Raw genomic sequence first — 18559 nt, forward strand, 5'->3', positions numbered from 1 at the left:
TCACTATGGCAGGAGGGACGGGGCGGCACCGCTCCGTATGGATGGACGTGAAGCGATACTTCCGTGGGCCAGTCATGTGGATCGTGCTGGCCGTCCTTGCCGTGGTCGTGTTGATGCAGGTCGTCGGCTCGTCCGGCGGCTACAAGACGGTGGACACCGGCCAGGTGGTCCAGGCGATCAATGACAACAAGGTCAAAGAAGCCAAGCTGACCACCGGCGAAGAGTCGACCATCAAGGTTCAGCTCAAGGACGGCCAGAAGATCGAGGGCAGCTCGAAGATCCAGGCGAGCTACATCGGCGACCAGGGCGTCACCCTCGCCAACACCTTGCAGGACAAGTTCCAGAACAAGCAGATCCCCGACGGCTACACGGTCTCCCCGACCAAGCAGAACGCTTTCGTCGGCATCCTGCTGTCTCTGCTCCCCTTCGTCCTCATCGTGGTCGTCTTCCTGTTCCTGATGAACCAGATGCAGGGCGGCGGCTCCCGGGTCATGAACTTCGGGAAGTCCAAGGCCAAGCTCATCACCAAGGACACCCCGAAGACGACCTTCTCGGACGTCGCCGGCGCGGACGAGGCCGTCGAGGAGCTCCACGAGATCAAGGAGTTCCTCCAGGAGCCGGCCAAGTTCCAGGCCGTCGGCGCCAAGATCCCCAAGGGCGTGCTGCTGTACGGCCCGCCCGGTACGGGCAAGACGCTCCTCGCGCGCGCCGTCGCCGGCGAGGCGGGCGTCCCCTTCTACTCGATCTCCGGTTCCGACTTCGTCGAGATGTTCGTCGGTGTCGGTGCCTCCCGGGTCCGTGACCTCTTCGAGCAGGCCAAGGCGAACGCCCCGGCGATCGTCTTCGTCGACGAGATCGACGCGGTCGGCCGTCACCGCGGTGCCGGCCTCGGCGGCGGTCACGACGAGCGCGAGCAGACGCTCAACCAGCTGCTCGTCGAGATGGACGGCTTCGACGTCAAGGGCGGTGTGATCCTCATCGCCGCGACGAACCGCCCGGACATCCTCGACCCGGCGCTCCTGCGCCCCGGCCGCTTCGACCGTCAGATCGCGGTCGACCGCCCGGACATGCAGGGCCGTCTGGAGATCCTCAAGGTCCACCAGAAGGGCAAGCCGGTCGCGCCCGACGTCGACCTCGGCGCCGTCGCCCGCCGCACCCCCGGTATGACGGGTGCCGATCTCTCCAACGTCCTGAACGAGGCCGCGCTCCTCACGGCCCGCAGCGACAAGAAGCTGATCGACAACCACATGCTGGACGAGGCGATCGACCGTGTGGTCGCGGGCCCGCAGAAGCGGACCCGGATCATGTCGGACAAGGAGAAGAAGATCACCGCGTACCACGAGGGCGGACACGCCCTGGTCGCGGCGGCCTCACCGAACTCCGACCCGGTCCACAAGATCACGATCCTGTCGAGAGGCCGTGCACTCGGCTACACGATGGTCCTGCCGGACGAGGACAAGTACTCGACCACCCGCAACGAGATGCTCGACCAGCTCGGGTACATGATGGGTGGCCGGGCAGCCGAGGAACTGGTCTTCCACGACCCGACCACGGGTGCCGCGAACGACATCGAGAAGGCCACCAACCTGGCCCGCGCGATGGTCACGCAGTACGGCATGACCGAGCGGCTCGGCGCCATCAAGTTCGGCGGCGACAACACGGAGCCGTTCCTCGGACGTGAGATGGCTCACCAGCGCGACTACTCGGAAGAGGTCGCCGCGCTCGTGGACGAGGAAGTCAAGAAGCTCATCGAGAACGCGCACAACGAGGCCTGGGAGATCCTGGTCGAGAACCGCGACGTCCTCGACAACCTGGTGCTCCAGCTGCTGGAGAAGGAGACGCTGGGCAAGGAGGAGATCGCCGAGATCTTCTCCGCCATCGTCAAGCGCCCGGCCCGGCCCGCCTGGACCGGCTCCTCCCGCCGCACCCCGTCCACCCGTCCGCCGGTGCTCTCCCCGAAGGAGCTCGCACTGACGAACGGCGCCAACGGCGCGGCTCCGGCGATCACCACCAAGGCGCCCGCCGAGGCGACCCCGGAGGAGAGCCCGGAGAGCTGACGCCGAACAGATGAGAACCGGCCACCGGGAGCCTGCCGGCTCCCGGCCCGGTCCGCCTCGTCAGGCCCGGAATGATTGCCGCGCCCCCCTGGTTCTAGCCTGGGGGGCGCGGCATTTTCGTATGGCCGAAAAAAGGCCGCAAGAAGGCCGAGGACGAGACGCGTCATCCGTACGTGTCACAGGCTCAGGAGCGAGGCACGACATGACCGACCCCGTGACGCTGGACGGCGAGGGCACCATCGGCGAGTTCGACGAGAAGCGCGCCGAGAACGCGGTACGAGAACTTCTGATCGCCGTCGGCGAGGATCCCGACCGGGAGGGGCTGCGGGAGACGCCGGCGCGGGTGGCGCGGGCGTACAAGGAGATCTTCGCGGGGCTGTGGCAGCAGCCGGAGGATGTGCTGACCACCACGTTCGACCTCGGGCACGACGAGATGGTGCTGGTGAAGGACATCGAGGTGTACAGCACCTGCGAGCATCACCTGGTCCCGTTCCGGGGCGTCGCCCACGTCGGGTACATCCCCTCCACCAGCGGCAAGATCACCGGCCTGTCGAAGCTGGCGCGGCTCGTGGACGTCTACGCGAGGCGCCCGCAGGTGCAGGAGCGGATGACGACGCAGATCGCCGACTCGCTGATGGAGATCCTGGAGCCGCGCGGGGTGATCGTGGTCGTGGAGTGCGAGCACATGTGCATGTCGATGCGGGGCATCCGCAAGCCGGGCGCGAAGACCATAACGTCGGCGGTGCGCGGCCAGCTCAGGGACGCGGCGACCCGCAACGAGGCGATGAGCCTCATCATGGCCCACTGACCTCCCCAGTCCCGGGAGCGGAGGACCGCGGCTGCTGCCGGGGGCCTAGGCTTGACGCATGAGCAAGCTGAACCGGCGTGGGTGGGTGGCCGGACTGCCCCGGTGGGACCGATGTGCGGTCATGGGGGTCGTCAATGTCACCCCGGACTCCTTCTCCGACGGCGGCCGCTTCTTCGACACCACGGCGGCGGTCAAGCACGGCCTGGACATGGTCGGCGAGGGCGCGGACCTGGTGGACGTCGGCGGTGAGTCGACCCGCCCCGGCGCGGCCCGCGTCGACGAGGCGGAGGAGCTGCGCAGGGTCGTCCCGGTCGTCCGTGGGCTGGCGTCCGAGGGCGTCACCGTCTCCGTGGACACCATGCGCGCGTCCGTCGCCGAGCAGGCCCTCGCGGCCGGCGCCGCCCTCGTCAACGACGTCAGCGGCGGACTCGCCGACCCCGCGATGATCCCGGTGGTCGCCGACGCGGGCGCCCCCTTCGTGGTGATGCACTGGCGCGGCTTCCTGGAGGGCGGCAACGTCAAGGGCGTCTACGCGGACGTCGTCACCGAGGTGCTGGACGAGCTGCACGCGCGCGTGGAGGCCGTGCTGGAGGGCGGCATCGAGGCGGACCGGGTCGTCGTCGACCCGGGGCTGGGCTTCTCCAAGGACGCCGAGCACGACCTCGCCCTCCTCGCGCACCTCGACCGGCTGCACGGCCTCGGCCGGCCCCTGCTGGTCGCCGCCTCCCGCAAGCGGTTCCTCGGCCGGGTGCTGGCGGGCTCCGAGGGTGCCCCGCCGCCCGCGCGGGAACGGGACGCGGCCACGGCCGCCGTGTCGGCGCTGGCCGCGCAGCAGGGCGCCTGGGCGGTCCGCGTGCACGAGGTCCGCGCCACCGCCGACGCGGTCCGTGTGACCCGCGCCATCGAAGGGGCCCGGGAGCGGTGAGCGCTCCCCACACCGACGTCGAACAGGTCGAACTCGCCAACCGGGCCTTCTACGAGGCCATGGAACAGGGCGACTTCGAAACGCTCTCCGCGCTCTGGCTGGCCCCGGCCGACGTGGGCGTGGACGAGGAGTGGCACGACCCCGCCGAGACCGGCGTGATCTCCTGCGTCCACCCCGGCTGGCCGGTCCTCACCGGACGCGGCGAGGTGCTGCGCTCGTACGCGCTGATCATGGCGAACACGGAGTACATCCAGTTCTTCCTCACCGACGTGCATGTGTCGGTCACCGGGGACACCGCGCTCGTCACCTGCACCGAGAACATCCTCAGCGGGGGCCCCGCGCCGGACGGCGGTGACGAGCTGGGGCCGCTCGTGGGGCAGCTGGTGGTCGCCACGAATGTGTTCCGTCGCACATCCGACGGCTGGAAGCTGTGGTCGCACCACGGGTCCCCGGTCCTGGCGGAGTCCGAGGACGACGACGCCGAGGAGTCACCTTCCTGAGTGGGCGGGTGTGCCGCGGGGCCCAAGGGGCGATTGGGGACACGGGTGCGCGGGTAGGGGCGGCTTCCGACCCGTGAGCCGCCGCGTTCCCCCGGGGAAACGCTCGATGAACCCTGTCCGTACGAGAGTGGAATCGAGCCTTCCGTGGGTGAGCGCTGTCAGTGCCCGCAGGTAGATTCGAAGGTGGCCGGTGTGCCGACCGTCCTCGGACGAGGCGGAGGGCGCCGGCCGTTCCCGACGACGGCAGGAGTGATTCGCGTGGATCGTGTCGCGCTGCGCGGCCTCAGGGCCCGTGGGTACCACGGGGTGTTCCCGGGCGAACGCGAGGAGGGCCAGACCTTCGTCGTGGACCTCACGCTCGGGCTGGACACCCGGCCGGCCGCGGCCGACGACGACCTGGCGAAGACCGTGCACTACGGGATCGTCGCGGAGGAGGTCGTCGCCATCGTCGAGGGCGAGCCGGTGAACCTCATCGAGACGCTCGCCGAGCGCATCGCCCGGGCGTGTCTGCGGCATGAGGTGGTCCAGGAGGTCGAGGTCACCGTCCACAAGCCGAACGCGCCGATCACGGTCCCCTTCGACGACACGACCGTCACCATCACCCGGAGCCGAGTATGACCGCGTTCTTCACCGGGGGTCAGAGCGACCCGACCGTCCAGCCGGTGCCGGCCTCCGTCGTGCAGAAGGTGGACGAGGCCGACACGACCCTGCACAACCCCCGCCGGGCCGTGATCTCCATCGGCTCGAACCTGGGCAACCGGCTGGAGAACCTCCAGGGCGCCGTCGACGCGCTGGAGGACACCCCGGGCGTCCGCATCAAGGCCGTCTCGCCGGTGTACGAGACCGAGCCGTGGGGTGTGGCGCCGGGCAGCCAGCCCTCGTACTTCAACGCCGTGGTGGTCCTGAAGACCACCCTGCCGCCCTCCTCGCTGCTGGAGCGGGCCCAGGCGGTGGAGGAGGCCTTCCACCGGGTGCGGGACGAGCGCTGGGGCCCGCGCACGCTGGACGTCGACATCGTGGCGTACGCGGACGTCGTCTCCGACGACCCGGCGCTGACCCTGCCGCACCCGCGGGCGCACGAGCGGGCCTTCGTGCTCGCGCCGTGGCACGACGTGGAGCCGGAGGCCCGGCTCGCCGGCCGGGGCCCGGTCGCCCAGCTCCTCGACGGCATCACCCGCGAGGGTGTGTCGCCCCGCGCCGACCTGGAACTCCAGCTGCCCGAGTAGTCGTTAAGGTCTACCGGGTCGGGATCATCCTGACGCCGTCGGGACCACGCGCCGGGCCGACCACCCGGCGCCCGTGGGGCCCGGCGTCCGTGGACCATCGGGCTCGTCGAAGGGGCATCGTGAAAGAGCTGCGCATCAGGACGCTGGCCGCGGTGTTCGTGGTGGCGGGGGTGCTGTCCTGGGCCGGGGCCCGGCTGTGGAACTCGGTGGACACCCTGCCGAGCGTCCCGCTGGCCGCCCCCATCGTGCTCGCTCTGATCGCCGTCGTCCTGACGGCCACCGCGCTGTCGCTGCGCAGCCGGCTCAAGGCCCAGCGGGAGCGCCGGCCGGAGGCCAAGGGCGTCGACCCCCTGATGGCCGCCCGCGCGGTCGTCTTCGGCCAGGCCAGCGCTCTCGTCGCCGCTCTCGTCGCCGGGATGTACGGCGGCGTCGGGGTCTTCCTGCTGGAGTCCCTGGAGGTCCCGGCCCGCCGTGACCAGGCCATCTACGCCGGTTTCTCCGTCCTCGCGGGCATCGCCGTCATAGTGGCCGCCTTCTTCCTGGAGCGCGTCTGCAAACTCCCGGAGGACGACGACACGGGCGGCGGGGCGGCGCGGGCGACATGACATCGGGCGGGCCCGCGGCCCCTTGAGTCGGCCGAAGGCCACGAAAGGGGCGCGGGGAACTGCGCGGCCAGCCACGCACGGCCCGCACTGTTGCTACGGCCGGCACTGTTCCTAGGGCCGCACTGTTCCTACGGCGGGCCGCGCCGACCCTGCGGCGCGGCCACTCAGGCGGCGTTGCTCGCGGAGCGCACCGCATGGGCACAGGGGGCCGGAGCCTTCGCGCGGCGGCGCAGCAGGCGGGGCAGGGCGAGGTTGACGAAGCCCTCGGCCTGCATGGCGGCCAGGCCGAGGCGGGGGAGGTCGCGGGAGGCGGCGTAGACGACGAAGCGGGGCTCCCAGCGCGGGTGGAACTTGGCGTTGAACTTGTAGAGCGACTCGATCTGGAACCAGCGGGAGAGGAAGACCAGCAGGCCGCGCCAGGCGCGCAGGACCGGGCCGGCGCCGATCTTCTCGCCGCGGGCCAGGGCCGAGCGGAACATCGCGAAGTTCAGGGAGACCTGCCGGACGCCCAGGCGGGGCGCCGCCTGGAGGGCGGCGACGATGAGCAGTTCGTTCATGCCGGGGTCGGCGGAGCGGTCGCGGCGCATCAGGTCCAGCGAGGCGCCGTCCGGCCCCCAGGGCACGAAGTGGAGGACGGCCTTCAGGTCGCCGTAGGGGCCGGGGGTCTCGTCGGCCTTGTGCGCGGTGGCGATCAGGCAGTCGCCGTCGGCCGGGTCGCCGATGCGGCCGAGCGCCATGGAGAATCCGCGCTCGGTGTCGGTGCCGCGCCAGTCCTCGGCGGCGCGGCGGACGCGGTCCAGCTCGGCCTCGCCGAGGTCACGGACGCGCCGTACCCGGGTCTCGTAACCGAGGCGCTCGATGCGCTTCACCATTTGACGCACGTTGCGCATCGCACGTCCGGCGAGGGAGAAATCCGCGACGTCCACCACCGCCTCGTCGCCCAGTTCGAGGGCGTCCAGGCCGGTCTCCCGGGTCCAGACCTCCGCGCCGGTCTCCGAGCACCCCATGACGGCCGGGGTCCAGGAGTGGGCCTTGGCCTCGTCCATGAAGCGTTCGATCGCGCCGGGCCAGGCCTCGACGTCGCCGATCGGGTCGCCGCTGGCGAGCATCACCCCGGAGACGACGCGGTACGTCACCGCCGCCTTGCCGCTCGGGGAGAAGACGACCGCCTTGTCGCGGCGGAGCGCGAAGTGGCCGAGCGAGTCGCGGCCGCCGTGCCTGTCGAGCAGGGCGCGCAGCCGCGCCTCGTCGTCGTCGGTGAGGCGGGCCGCCGGGTGTTCGGGGCGGAAGGCCAGGTAGATGGTGGTGATGGCGGTCAGCAGACCGAGGGCGCCGAGGGAGAAGGCCACCGTCCATGACGTGGTGCCCGCGTAGTCGACCGGGCCCTCGAAGCCGAACAGGCCGTAGATGACGTGTTCGAGCCGGTCGGCGAGGCTCGGGTCGCCGACCATCCGTCCCGGGTGGGCGCTGACGACGACCAGACCGAGGACGATCGAACCGGCGCCCATCAGCACGAAGTTGGTGAGCGCCCGCCAGCGGCTGGTGGGGTCGGGCAGGGCGGGGAACTCGTCGCGGTGCCGCAGCAGCGGGATGAACAGGGCGAGTGAGACGAGCACGCCGACGAGCGAGTGCCGATAGGCGAACTGGGCGATCGCCCCGGCCGGGAGCAGCACCACGGCCGCCCGCCAGGCGCGCCGTTTGCGCCGGCGCAGACCGTGGGCGAGGAGCAGCAGCAGGACGCCGGCGCTCAGGGAGAGCGCCGCCGCGAACGGGCCGAGCGCGCCGGGCAGCACCTCGGCCAGCGCGTGCATCCGGCTGTTGCGGAAGCGGGGGAACACCCCCGCGGCGATGTCCACGAGCCCGACGAGTGTGCAGGCCCTGGCGACCAGCGCGGGCACGGCCTCGGGGCGCGGGCCGCGCAGCGCGCCGCGCAGGGCACCATGCGGTACGCCCCGGGGCGCGCCCTTCGGCTGCCGGTCGGCGCTCGGCGCGGAGCGGTCCGATCGGACCGGAACCGCACCCGACATTTCCCCATCTGTCCTGACAGACATCGCATCCCGTAGTTCCGCGAGAGAGCTTGGATCCGGTGCCTTTTCCGGCATCCGGCGACATTGCGCCCTCTAGGACGGTGCAGCGGCGGGGGAGGTTCACTCTCCATCGGAAAGCTGAACCAAAGGACAGGGAAAGACTAGGAAAGAAAGGTCGGCGGGGGACGTCCCGATGGGTCTTACGAGCAACAAGGTGCTGGCGTTGGCCGTGCTGTCCGCCGTACTGCTGTTCATCGGCACGGTGTGGCTGTGGCCGAAGCTGGCCCGGCGCGGATGGCGGTCGGTCGGCGGTCGGATCGCCGTCCTGCTGGCCACGCAGATCGCCGTCTTCGTGTCGGTCGGCCTCGCCGCCAACCAGGCGTTCGGGTTCTACGCCAGCTGGGCGGACCTCCTCGGCCGGGAGACCGGGCAGGGGGTGGTCGTCGACCACGACGGGGTCGAGACCGGGGGGCCGTTGCGGGTCGTCGACACCCAGCAGGTGAACGTGGCCGGCGGGGGCCGTCCCGCGGTCGGCGGCCAGATCCAGAAGGTCGAGATCGTCGGCCGCAGGAGCCGGATCGCGAGCCCGGCGTACGTGTATCTGCCGCCGGAGTACTTCCAGCCCCGGTACCGCACCCGCAGTTTCCCCGCCGCGGTCGTCCTCACCGGCTATCCGGGCACCGCCGAGGCGCTCATCAAGGGGCTCCACTTTCCGCAGACGGCCCACGCGTTGGCCCGCGACGGGAAGGCGCAGCCGATGATCCTGGTCATGCTGCGGCCGACCGTGGCGCCGCCGCGTGACACCGAGTGTGTGGACGTCCCGGGCGGGCCGCAGACCGAGACGTTCTTCGCCAGGGATCTGCCGGACGCCGTCGGCCATCACTACAGGGTCGGGAAGAAGCCGGGCAGTTGGGGTGTCATAGGCGACTCGACCGGCGGCTACTGTGCGCTGAAACTCGCCATGCACCACCCCGGGGTGTTCGCCGCCGGCGCGGGCCTCTCGCCGTACTACAAGGCGCCGACCGACCCGACGACCGGTGATCTCTTCCAGGGGAACAAGACACTGCGGAACGAGGCGGACCTGTTCTGGTATCTGAGGCACCGTCCGGCGCCGGACACCTCTCTGCTGGTCACCAGCAGCAAACAGGGGGAGACCAACTACAAGGCCACGCTGAAGTTCATCGAACAGGTGAAGGAGAAGCGGCCGACGCGGATCTCGTCGATCATCCTCGACAGCGGAGGGCACAACTTCAACACGTGGCGCCGGGAGATCCCGGCGACGTTGCAGTGGATCAGCGGGCGGTTGAGCGACAGGTGAAGCCGCCGGGGCACCTCGCGAAGTCGGCCGGGTGACCGGCGAGGTGGGCCGGTGAAGAGCGGTTCGGTCACGGCGCGGCGACGGGTCGGCGACGAGTTCGGTAACGGTTCGGCGGCGGGATCGGCAATTCGTGGAATTCACCGGCCGGGAAAGAGCCGGATGCGGCCAAGGCGTATCCGCATTCAATGGGGTTGATCCACTGGAGGAGCCGCCGGTGGGCGCATTGCCGCACCGGAGCTGGGCACGCTTGTGAAGGCTTGTGAGAGGTGAGAGGGGCGGCTGAGTTTTTGTGACCCGGGGCACCATCATTCGCCTACGCGCGGTAAGTTTCTGGCCATGCCACGTGGACGTCACCGCCATTCACCGCCTCTGCACAGGCTGCTGCCCCCCACGGCGATCGCAGGCGTCTCGCTCGTCTGCGCCCTCGGGCCATGGTTGTTCTCCGGGTCGGCGGTGCTCCGGGTCATGGCCGCCGTCGCCGCGGCGACCGCGGCCGTGGGCGCGGCGGTCATGCGCCGCTGGGACGTCGAGGCGGGCAAACGCGTCGCCGACCTCACGCGCGCGCGTGCGAGCGACGAGTGGCGTCACGAGGAGAAGGTCGCCGAACTGGAGACCGACCTCGACGAATCCCGTGAGCTGCGCACCAAGCTGGAGCACAAGCTGCGCGCCAAGCGCACCGAACTGGCCAACCTCCGCAACGAGCACGCGGCGCTGCTGAGGCGCTACGCCACCGCCGAGACCGAGCGGGCCAGCGCGCTGGAGGGCCGCCGTCTGCTGGAGATCGAGGCGACCGGCCCCGAGGACACGCGGGCGTTGCCCGCGGCGGACGCGGACGCGGACGCGGAGGCGGGCGACGGCGACGCGGCCACGGCGGTGTCCCGGACCTCGACGGTGCCGCCGCAGGGGACCCCCGCGCCGGGAGCGCCCTGGGCCTCGTGGGAGACGGCGTCCAAGGCCGCGGCGGCGAAGGCGGCGGCACAAGGCGCGACGGGCGGGGCGGCTACGGGGACTTCCGCCAAGAAGGGCGCGGAGGGGGCGGAGGCGGAGACAACGTCCCCCTCGGTGTTCTCGCCGGACGGTTCGTCGCTCTTCCTGCGCGCGAACTCGGCGCTGGACCGGATCATCACCCAGCGGGGCTCGGTGAAGGACGCGGGGGCGAACACGACCGGGGGTGCGGAGCCCGGGAGTTCCGACTCCGGGGACGTGGACCTGGACGTCGACGACCAGGCCGACACGGCGGGCGATGACCCGATCGCCGAGCCGGTCGACGAGTCGCTGGAGCAGGCGGTCGGGGAGCAGGCGGAGGAGCCGACGGGCGAGCAGGCGGAGGAGCCGACCGGCGAGCAGGCCGACGAACCGGTCGAGGAGTCGGTCGATGGGTCGATCGATGGGTCGGTCGGCGAGGCACCGGAGACGCCTGCCGACGATCCGACGCCGGCCGAGCCCGCCGACTTCGTGGAATCCACCGAGCCCGCCGAAACCGGCCAGTCCACCGAGCCGACCGAGTCCTTCGAGCCCGCCGAGTCCACCGAGCCCGCCGAATCATCCGACGAGACGGCCAAGGGCGAGGGACCCAAGGGCGGTTCCCCCAAGGGCCCTTCTCCCAAGGGTGACCCGGACGGGCCGACGGACGGGGGCACGCGGCAGGGACGTTCCGCCGAGGTGGAGGAGGAGCCGGTGCCGGTGCTCACCGCCGAGGAGGGCGACGCGGTGGGGAGTTCGGTGGCGGACCGGGGTCATGAGCGTGCGGCCGGCGGCCCCGTGCCCGTGGTGGCGGCGCCGACCGGTTCGACGGGGGTGGAGGAGTTGACCCGCGTGGACCCGTCGGGGCGTGCCGGGCAGGAGCAGCGGGCGGAGCCGATGGCCCCGGCGGCGCTGCCCGCGCTTCCGCCGGTCGGCCACTTCACGGTGCCCACGGCCGTGGCGGTCGTTCCGGCGGCGCCGCGGCGGCGGACCGCGGTGGAGGGAGGGTTCGACTTCTTCGGTACGCAGAAGGAGGCGGACGTCCTGGACGCCGTGCAGAACGAGGACCTCGCCGATGTGGTCGGCCAGGAGGCGCTCGCGCTCCACAAGGCCGAGTCGGAGGCCCGGTTCAAGCGCGCCGACGAGGCCTCCCGGGGCATCGGCCAGGTCATCGACCTCACGGCACACGACGAGACGGAACAGATCGACCTCCAGGGCCTGCGCACGGCGGCGTCCTAGCCGAGCCGACGGAGGTCATCGCGCCACCCTTGCGGCCGCCCACCCTTCCCGGTGGGCGGCCGCCGGTCTGTCCAGAGGGCCCCCGGGTCTGCCTGCACCCGCTGCACCCGCTGCACCCGACAGGCGCCGACTCCCTCGTTCGAGCCCCGCCCCCGCCGCCGTCCCCGCCCGCTTCCGCCGCGTCCTACACCATCCACCGGTCCGGCAGCGCCTCCCGGCGGCCCGTGCGGGACCGTTCCGCCTGGGCCCGCAGCAGGGCCGCCGCCTCGTCCGCGTCGCGCAGACGGGCCGTCACCGTCTTGTTGGCGCCGGTGTCGACATGGACGTCGGCGAGCCCCTTGTGCCGCTGCCAGGGCCCCTGCGACAGCCGTACGCTCTGCACCTTCGCATGCGGTACGAGGTCGAGCCGGCGGCGCAGCAGGCCGTGCCGTGCCGCGAACACCTTGTCGTCGACGGCCAGTCCGTACCCCCGCCACCACCACGGCACGCACCACCGCGCCCGCCCCGGTGGCCGTACGAGGGCCGTCGCGTCCGGCACACGTGTCCCCGGCAGCACCCGCGCGACGACCGACTCGGCCACCTCCCGCGGCGCGACCGGCAGCAGGACGGAGTTGGTCGAGCCCGCCACGTCCAGCTCGACCCGGACCCACCCGCGGCGCCGCCACAGCAGCGGTTCGACGATGCGCACGGTCTGCACGCGGCCCGGCGGCACCGTCTCGTGGGCGCGGTCGAGGAGCCCGTGGTCGATGCGGAGCCCGTCGGGGGAGTCGCCGACCGTCCAGTCGTACTCCCCGACGAACCGCCCCACACTGCTCGCCCCGGCCGCGCCGATCAGCGGCAGCGCGGTCGCGAGGACGGTCCACACGCTCTCCGTGGCGAACCACAGCACGGACGGTACGACGATCGCGGCCACCAGGGTCCCCCAGGTGGCGCCGGTCAGCACGACGGACATGGCCAGCACGCCCGCCGGGACCTTCAGCACCTGCCGTACGGGCGCCTCGCCGACCTCGTGCGCGGTGTCCGGCGCGAAACCGGCCGCGCGGGCCAGGAGCTCGGCCCGCAGAGCGACGGCGTGCGCCTCGCCGAGATAGGCCAGCTCGTCCTTCTTGTCGGTGCCGACGACATCGAGTCTGAGTTTGGCGACGCCCGCGATCCGGGCGAGCAGCGGGCGGGTGACGTCGATGGCCTGAATGCGTTCGAGACGGATGTGGGCGGTGCGGCGGAACAACAGGCCGGTCCGGATGCGCAGTTCGCTGTCGGTCACCGCGAAGTGGGTGAACCACCAGGTCAGGAAGCCGTAGAGGGCGGCGGCCGGGACGAACACGGCGAGCCCGATCAGCAGGGTCGACGTGTCGAGCCGCATCAGCTGCCGCTGCGCGCCGTCCGGATCGTGCACCCCCCATCCGATCAGCACCGCCACCGGCGCCCAGGCCCGCCGCAACGGCGTCACCGGATGCAGCCGATGCTCGACGACCGGCTTCTCCACCCCCGCTCCGTCCGCCCGTACGGCCTCGTCCTCCCCGTCCGCCCGTACGGCCTCGTCCTCCGTCGCGCCGTCCGCCCCCACCGCGCGCTCCGCCCGTACCGGGTCGTCCCCCAGCGCCCCGCCCGCCTCCTGTGCCGACACCGTCACAGCCCTGCCGATCGGGCCTCGCCCAGCTGGGTGAGGTGGTCGCGCAGGCGCTCCGCCTCGGCCGGGTCGAGGCCCGGGATACGGGCGTCCGTGGCGGCCGCGGCCGTGTGCAGCTGCACGCTCGCCAGCTTGAAGTGCCGCTCGACGGGACCGGAGGTCACCTCGACCAGCTGCATGCGCCCGTACGGCACGACGGTCTCCTCGCGCCAGAGCACCCCCCGGCTGATCAGCAGGTCGTCCGCCCGCTCGGCGTACCGCCACGACCGCCAGTTGCGGCCCAGCATCGGCCAGCCCCAGAGCAGCAGCCCCAGGGGCAGGAGCGCGAACGCCGCCCAGGGCGGCCCCGCCAGCCGGCCCAGCAGGACGGCCGTACCGACGGTGACCGGCACCAGCCACACCACCAGCAGCAGCCGCCTCATCCGCAGCAGCCCGGGCGGCAGTCCCGTCCAGACCGGCTCGTCCTCCGCGCGCCCGGCGCCGTCCTCGAAGGTCCCCAAGCTCCCCGTCTCCATTCCGCCAGCGTACGTACGACAGACTGTGTCCATGACTCCCCCGACGGAGACCCGAGAGACGACGGTCGGTATCGGCGGTGCCGCCGAGAGCACGGACATGGTGCTGAACATCGGCCCGCAGCATCCGTCCACGCACGGTGTGCTGCGGCTGCGCCTGGTCCTCGACGGCGAGCGGATCCAGCATGCCGAGCCGGTCATCGGCTATATGCACCGGGGCGCGGAGAAGCTCTTCGAGGCGCGTGACTACCGCCAGATCATCATGCTGGCCAACCGCCACGACTGGCTCTCCGCCTTCTCCAACGAACTCGGCGTCGTCCTCGGTGTCGAACGCATGCTCGGCATGGAGGTCCCGGAGCGCGCGGTCTGGATGCGCACGCTCCTCGCCGAGCTGAACCGGGTCCTGAACCACCTGATGTTCCTCGGCTCGTACCCGCTGGAGCTCGGTGGCATCACTCCGGTCTTCTACGCCTTCCGGGAGCGCGAGGAGCTCCAGAACGTCATGGAGGAGATCTCCGGCGGGCGGATGCACTACATGTTCAACCGGGTGGGCGGTCTGAAGGAGGACCTGCCGGCCGGGTGGACGGCACGCGCGCGTGCGGCCGTCGCCGACGTCCGCTCCCGCATGGACGTCTTCGACGACCTGGTGCTCGGCAACGAGATCTTCCGGGGGCGCACCCGGGACGTGGGCGTCCTCGCGCCGGAGACCGTGCACGCGTACGGGGTCAGCGGCCCGATCGCCCGCGCCTCCGGTGTCGACTTCGACCTGCGGCGCGACGAGCCGTACCTGGCGTACGGCGAACTCCAGGACGTCCTTCGGGTCGTCACCCGCGAGGAGGGCGACTGCCTCGCCCGCTTCGAGTGCCTGCTGGAGCAGACGCACAACGCCCTCGCCCTCGCCGACGCCTGCCTGGACCGGCTGGCCGACCTGCCGCCCGGCCCCGTCAACCAGCGCCTGCCGAAGGTCCTCAAGGCCCCCGAGGGACACACCTACGCCTGGACCGAGAACCCCCTCGGCATCAACGGCTACTACCTCGTCAGCAAGGGCGAGAAGACCCCCTACCGCCTGAAGCTTCGCTCCGCCTCGTACAACAACATCCAGGCCCTCACGGAACTGCTGCCGGGGACGCTGGTGGCCGACATGGTGGCCATCCTCGGCTCGCTGTTCTTCGTGGTGGGGGACATCGACAAGTAGGGCGGCCCGGCCTCACTGGTCGCGCGGCAGCGGGTCCGGGATCCCCACCGGCTGGAGCAGCCACCCGAAGTCGCCCAGGCCGCCCGGCGCGGTCAGCTCGGCGGCCTCGCCGGCGCCCGCGAGGGCCCGTACGTACGCCGCCGGGTCGGTGGTGGCCAGGGAGAGCGGCGGACGGCCGCCGGTGACGCCCAGGGCGCGCAGGGCCTCCCGCTGGGTGAGCAGCCGCGCACCCGGCAGCGCGCACGCGTCCAGCGCCACGTGCGCGGTGATGTCGCACGACCCGTCCGGGACCGGTGCGGTCTCCCGCCCGTCGCGGAAGCCGGTGAGCGTCCCGAAGGGCGGCCGGGAGCCGGCGAGGTGCGCGTAGTCGACGGCGACGGCGAGTCCGCGTACGAGGCCCGCCACGGCGGCGGCCCACGCCCGGTCCCGGGGCAGCCCGACCTCGGCCCGCAGCCCCTCCTCGGGGGCGAGCGGCCACCACCGGGCCAGCCACTCGGCCTCGGCCCCGCCGACGGGCGCCCCGAGCACCTCGGCGCCGTCCTCCCGGACGAGCACCAGCCGGGCCGTGCCCGCCGCGTCCACCTCGACGGCGTCCACGGGCACGTTGTCCAGCCACTCGTTGGCGAACAGCAGCCCCGAGACCCCCTGCGGCGGCTCGGCGACCCACTCGATGCGGTGATCGAGAGCCGGGGGCCGGCCGGCCAGTTCGACGGCGTACGCGCGCGTGCGGGACGCCACCTCGGCGGGGAGGGCGTCCAGGACCCCGCTCACCAGCTCGCCGCGCCCGGCCCCCAGGTCCACGAAGGCCAGCTCGTCCGGCCGCCCCGACGCCTCGTCCACCCGGCACAGCAGCCGCGCCACGGCGGCCGCGTAGAGCGGGGAGGCGTGCACGGAGGTCCGGAAGTGTCCGGCGGGCCCTTCCGGGCGCCGGTAGAAGCCCGTGGGCCCGTAGAGGGCCTCCTCGGTCGCCGTGCGCCAGGACCGGGCCCGTGGATGATCCGTCACAGCACCAGGCTAAGCGGAAGGGCCGACGCCGCCTCCACCTTGGGGAGTACATGCCCCCGTCATGGATCGGCCCTCCGGTTGACCCGTGCACACCGCGGCCTTCCCTACGCTGGGTTACGTGCAGCGCCTCTATGACTTCCTCCGCCGGCACCCGACATGGGTCGACAGCTTCTGGGCCGTCGTCCTGCTCGCGGTGACCCTGGCCGGCGGAGCGATCGACCCGGACTACGGGACCGACACGAACGAGACCGCGTTCGTGGTGATCTCGCTCGTGCTCTGTCTGTCGATCGCCCTGCGGCGCCGGATGCCCGAGAAGATGCTGATGCTGGCTGCCGCGGCGGGCATCGCGCAGCTGATCCTCGACGTGCCGAGGATCCCGGCCGACTTCGCGATGCTCGTGGTCATCTACACGGTCGCGGCGAACGGCGCCCGCTGGGCCTCCTGGTTCGCCCTGGGCGGCGGCCTCTGCGCGGCGACGCTGGGACAGCTGCGCTGGACCGTGGAGGACACCAGCACGATGGGCAACGCGGTGCTCGCGCTGTTCCTGACCGTGCCCTTCGCCCTCGCCTGGGTGCTCGGCGACTCGCTGCGCACCCGCCGCGCGTACTTCGCGCAGCTGGAGGAGCGCGCCGCCCGGCTGGAGAAGGAGCGCGAGGCGCAGGCCAAGGTCGCCGTCGCCGCCGAGCGCGCCCGGATCGCCCGTGAACTGCACGACGTGGTCGCGCACAACGTGTCCGTGATGGTCGTCCAGGCCGACGGTGCCGCGTACGTCCTCGACGCCGCCCCCGACCAGGCCAAGAAGGCCCTGGAGACGATCTCCTCCACCGGCCGCCAGGCCCTCGCCGAGATGCGCCGCCTGCTGGGCGTGCTGCGCACCGGTGAGCACAAGGAGGTCGGCGAGTACGTCCCGCAGCCCGACGTCGAGCAGATCGACGACCTGGTCGAGCAGTGCCGGGTCGCCGGGCTGCCGGTGGACTTCAAGATCGAGGGCACCCCGCGCCCGCTGCCCAGCGGGGTGGAGCTGACGGCGTACCGCATCGTCCAGGAGGCACTCACCAACACCCGCAAGCACGGCGGCCCGAACGCCGGTGCGAGTGTCCGGCTGGTCTACTTCGACGACGGCCTCGGTCTGCTCGTCGAGGACGACGGCAAGGGCGCGCCCCACGAGCTGTACGAGGAGGGCGGCGCCGACGGTCAGGGGCACGGCCTCATCGGGATGCGGGAGCGCGTCGGTATGGTCGGCGGCACGCTGGACGCGGGCCCCCGCCCCGGCGGCGGCTTCCGGATCAGCGCCCTGCTGCCCCTGAAGGCCGCGCACTGACCAGGCCGTGCCGGCCGCTGACACCTGTAGACGCTGTCAGCCGACCACCGACCACCGACATCTGTAGACGGAAGAGGAACCGATGGCGATCCGCGTGATGCTCGTCGACGACCAGGTGCTGCTGCGCACCGGGTTCCGGATGGTGCTGGCGGCCCAGCCGGACATGGAGGTCGTGGCCGAGGCGGGCGACGGCGTCGAGGCCCTCCAGGTGGTGCGGTCGACCGAGGTGGACGTGGTCCTCATGGACGTCCGGATGCCCAAGCTGGACGGGGTCGAGGCCACCCGGCGCATCTGCGCGGAGCCCGAGCCGCCCAAGGTGCTCATCCTGACCACCTTCGACCTCGACGAGTACGCCTTCTCCGGGCTGAAGGCGGGCGCCTCCGGCTTCATGCTCAAGGACGTGCCGCCCGGTGAGCTGCTGGCCGCGATCCGTGCCGTGCACAGCGGGGACGCGGTCGTCGCGCCGTCCACGACCCGGCGGCTGCTGGACCGGTTCGCCCCGATGCTCCCGGGCACCGGCTCGGAGCCCCGGCACAAGGAGCTGGAACGGCTCACCGAACGGGAACGCGAGGTCATGATCCTCGTCGCCCAGGGCCTCTCCAACGGCGAGATCGCCGCCCGCCTGGTCCTCTCCGAGGCCACGGTGAAGACCCACGTCGGCCGCATCCTCACCAAGCTGGGTCTGCGCGACCGCGTCCAGGTGGTCGTCCTGGCGTACGAGACCGGGCTGGTGCGCGCGGGGGGACACGGCTGAGGCGTCCGGCGTACGGCTCACCCGGTTCGGCCGGTCATCTGAGCAGGCCCTCCCCGCACACCGGGCGGGTCCGCCAGCAGCCGCCCGGCGAACCCAGTCGTAGGCGTACTCGGGGGAGCAGACGAACTCCAGCCCGGCGTCGACGAACTGGTCGTCCGTCAGCTCGTCCAGCAGATCGAGGTCGGCGGCGAGCGTCGCGCCCGGGAGGGTGTCACGGCCGGGGATCCCGGCGAAGGGCATGAACAGGTCCGAGAACGACGTACGCCACAGGAAGTCCGCCTCGGACATCCGGTCGGCGAGATGCGCGTCGAGCCGGGCTGTCACCCCGTCACCCAGCCCCGTCACCCAGCCCTGGCGCCCGGGGCTGGTGCCCGGGCTCGGACAGCACGTGCAGCGCCATGCCGAGCTCGGCCGGTGGCGAGGGCACGACGGCCACCTTCTCCCGCCGCGGCCCGGTGATGTCGATGCGCACAC

At 72.0% G+C, this 18559-nt stretch carries 16 protein-coding genes and 1 pseudogene; 12 read left to right on the forward strand and 5 right to left on the reverse strand.

What is annotated here, in order from left to right:
* Positions 1-41 precede the first annotated feature (41 nt).
* From ftsH to HW837_RS44540, 7 genes are all read left to right on the forward strand, one after another.
* A complete protein-coding gene (ftsH, locus tag HW837_RS44510) occupies positions 42-2057 on the forward strand; it encodes an ATP-dependent zinc metalloprotease FtsH (RefSeq protein WP_045562618.1) in 2016 nt (671 codons plus the stop codon).
* Between the two features lie 202 nt (positions 2058-2259).
* Complete coding sequence (gene folE, locus HW837_RS44515; RefSeq protein WP_045562619.1) at positions 2260-2865, forward strand: GTP cyclohydrolase I FolE; 606 nt, start codon at positions 2260-2262, stop codon at positions 2863-2865.
* 58 nt (positions 2866-2923) lie between these two features.
* Positions 2924-3790: a dihydropteroate synthase gene (folP, locus tag HW837_RS44520; RefSeq protein ID WP_045562620.1), complete on the forward strand. Its 867-nt coding sequence runs from the start codon at positions 2924-2926 to the stop codon at positions 3788-3790.
* On the forward strand, positions 3787-4290 hold the full coding sequence (locus HW837_RS44525) for a nuclear transport factor 2 family protein (protein ID WP_045562621.1): 504 nt from the start codon (positions 3787-3789) through the stop codon (positions 4288-4290). The genes folP and HW837_RS44525 overlap by 4 nt, the downstream gene beginning before the upstream one ends.
* Before the next feature lie 258 nt (positions 4291-4548).
* A complete protein-coding gene (gene folB / locus HW837_RS44530) occupies positions 4549-4908 on the forward strand; it encodes a dihydroneopterin aldolase (RefSeq protein WP_045562622.1) in 360 nt (119 codons plus the stop codon).
* Entirely contained in the window at positions 4905-5516 is a 612-nt protein-coding gene (gene folK, locus HW837_RS44535) for a 2-amino-4-hydroxy-6-hydroxymethyldihydropteridine diphosphokinase (RefSeq protein WP_045562623.1), read from the forward strand. The genes folB and folK overlap by 4 nt, the downstream gene beginning before the upstream one ends.
* A 119-nt stretch (positions 5517-5635) precedes the next feature.
* On the forward strand, positions 5636-6121 hold the full coding sequence (locus HW837_RS44540) for a DUF3180 domain-containing protein (protein WP_045562624.1): 486 nt from the start codon (positions 5636-5638) through the stop codon (positions 6119-6121).
* A gap of 164 nt (positions 6122-6285) precedes the next feature.
* On the opposite strand, the gene HW837_RS44545 is transcribed toward HW837_RS44540, so the two are convergent.
* Positions 6286-8148 carry a phosphatidylglycerol lysyltransferase domain-containing protein gene (locus HW837_RS44545; RefSeq protein ID WP_237270669.1) on the reverse strand — a complete coding sequence of 621 codons (1863 nt, stop codon included), beginning with the start codon at positions 8146-8148 and terminating at the stop codon, positions 6286-6288.
* A gap of 193 nt (positions 8149-8341) precedes the next feature.
* On the opposite strand from HW837_RS44545, the gene HW837_RS44550 reads away from it, so the two are divergent.
* Complete coding sequence (locus tag HW837_RS44550) at positions 8342-9466, forward strand: alpha/beta hydrolase (protein ID WP_093791963.1); 1125 nt, start codon at positions 8342-8344, stop codon at positions 9464-9466.
* Positions 9467-9802: 336 nt separating this feature from the next.
* Positions 9803-11668, forward strand: coding sequence for a hypothetical protein (locus HW837_RS44555; protein WP_237270672.1), 1866 nt, complete (start codon positions 9803-9805; stop codon positions 11666-11668).
* 184 nt (positions 11669-11852) lie between these two features.
* Here HW837_RS44555 and HW837_RS44560 read toward each other — a convergent pair whose 3' ends face one another.
* On the reverse strand, positions 11853-13154 hold the full coding sequence (locus HW837_RS44560; RefSeq protein ID WP_107073845.1) for a PH domain-containing protein: 1302 nt from the start codon (positions 13152-13154) through the stop codon (positions 11853-11855).
* A 143-nt stretch (positions 13155-13297) separates the two neighbouring features.
* Entirely contained in the window at positions 13298-13813 is a 516-nt protein-coding gene (locus HW837_RS44565; protein WP_193382082.1) for a PH domain-containing protein, read from the reverse strand.
* Between the two features lie 31 nt (positions 13814-13844).
* Between HW837_RS44565 and HW837_RS44570 the strand changes: the two genes are divergently transcribed.
* Positions 13845-15005 carry an NADH-quinone oxidoreductase subunit D gene (locus HW837_RS44570; protein ID WP_045562628.1) on the forward strand — a complete coding sequence of 387 codons (1161 nt, stop codon included), beginning with the start codon at positions 13845-13847 and terminating at the stop codon, positions 15003-15005.
* A gap of 12 nt (positions 15006-15017) precedes the next feature.
* Here HW837_RS44570 and HW837_RS44575 read toward each other — a convergent pair whose 3' ends face one another.
* Complete coding sequence (locus tag HW837_RS44575; RefSeq protein ID WP_193382083.1) at positions 15018-16010, reverse strand: SAM-dependent methyltransferase; 993 nt, start codon at positions 16008-16010, stop codon at positions 15018-15020.
* Positions 16011-16128: 118 nt separating this feature from the next.
* On the opposite strand from HW837_RS44575, the gene HW837_RS44580 reads away from it, so the two are divergent.
* Both HW837_RS44580 and HW837_RS44585 read left to right on the forward strand, forming a co-directional pair.
* Positions 16129-17331 carry a sensor histidine kinase gene (locus HW837_RS44580; protein ID WP_045562674.1) on the forward strand — a complete coding sequence of 401 codons (1203 nt, stop codon included), beginning with the start codon at positions 16129-16131 and terminating at the stop codon, positions 17329-17331.
* An 82-nt stretch (positions 17332-17413) separates the two neighbouring features.
* Positions 17414-18085, forward strand: coding sequence for a response regulator (locus HW837_RS44585; protein WP_045562630.1), 672 nt, complete (start codon positions 17414-17416; stop codon positions 18083-18085).
* A 105-nt stretch (positions 18086-18190) separates the two neighbouring features.
* Here the strand turns inward: HW837_RS44585 and HW837_RS49365 are convergent.
* A pseudogene (locus HW837_RS49365) lies at positions 18191-18557 on the reverse strand (DUF5937 family protein); the annotation flags it as partial.
* Positions 18558-18559 lie beyond the last annotated feature (2 nt).

This window comes from Streptomyces caniscabiei (assembly GCF_014930365.1).
In the GTDB taxonomy this organism is placed as follows: domain Bacteria; phylum Actinomycetota; class Actinomycetes; order Streptomycetales; family Streptomycetaceae; genus Streptomyces; species Streptomyces caniscabiei.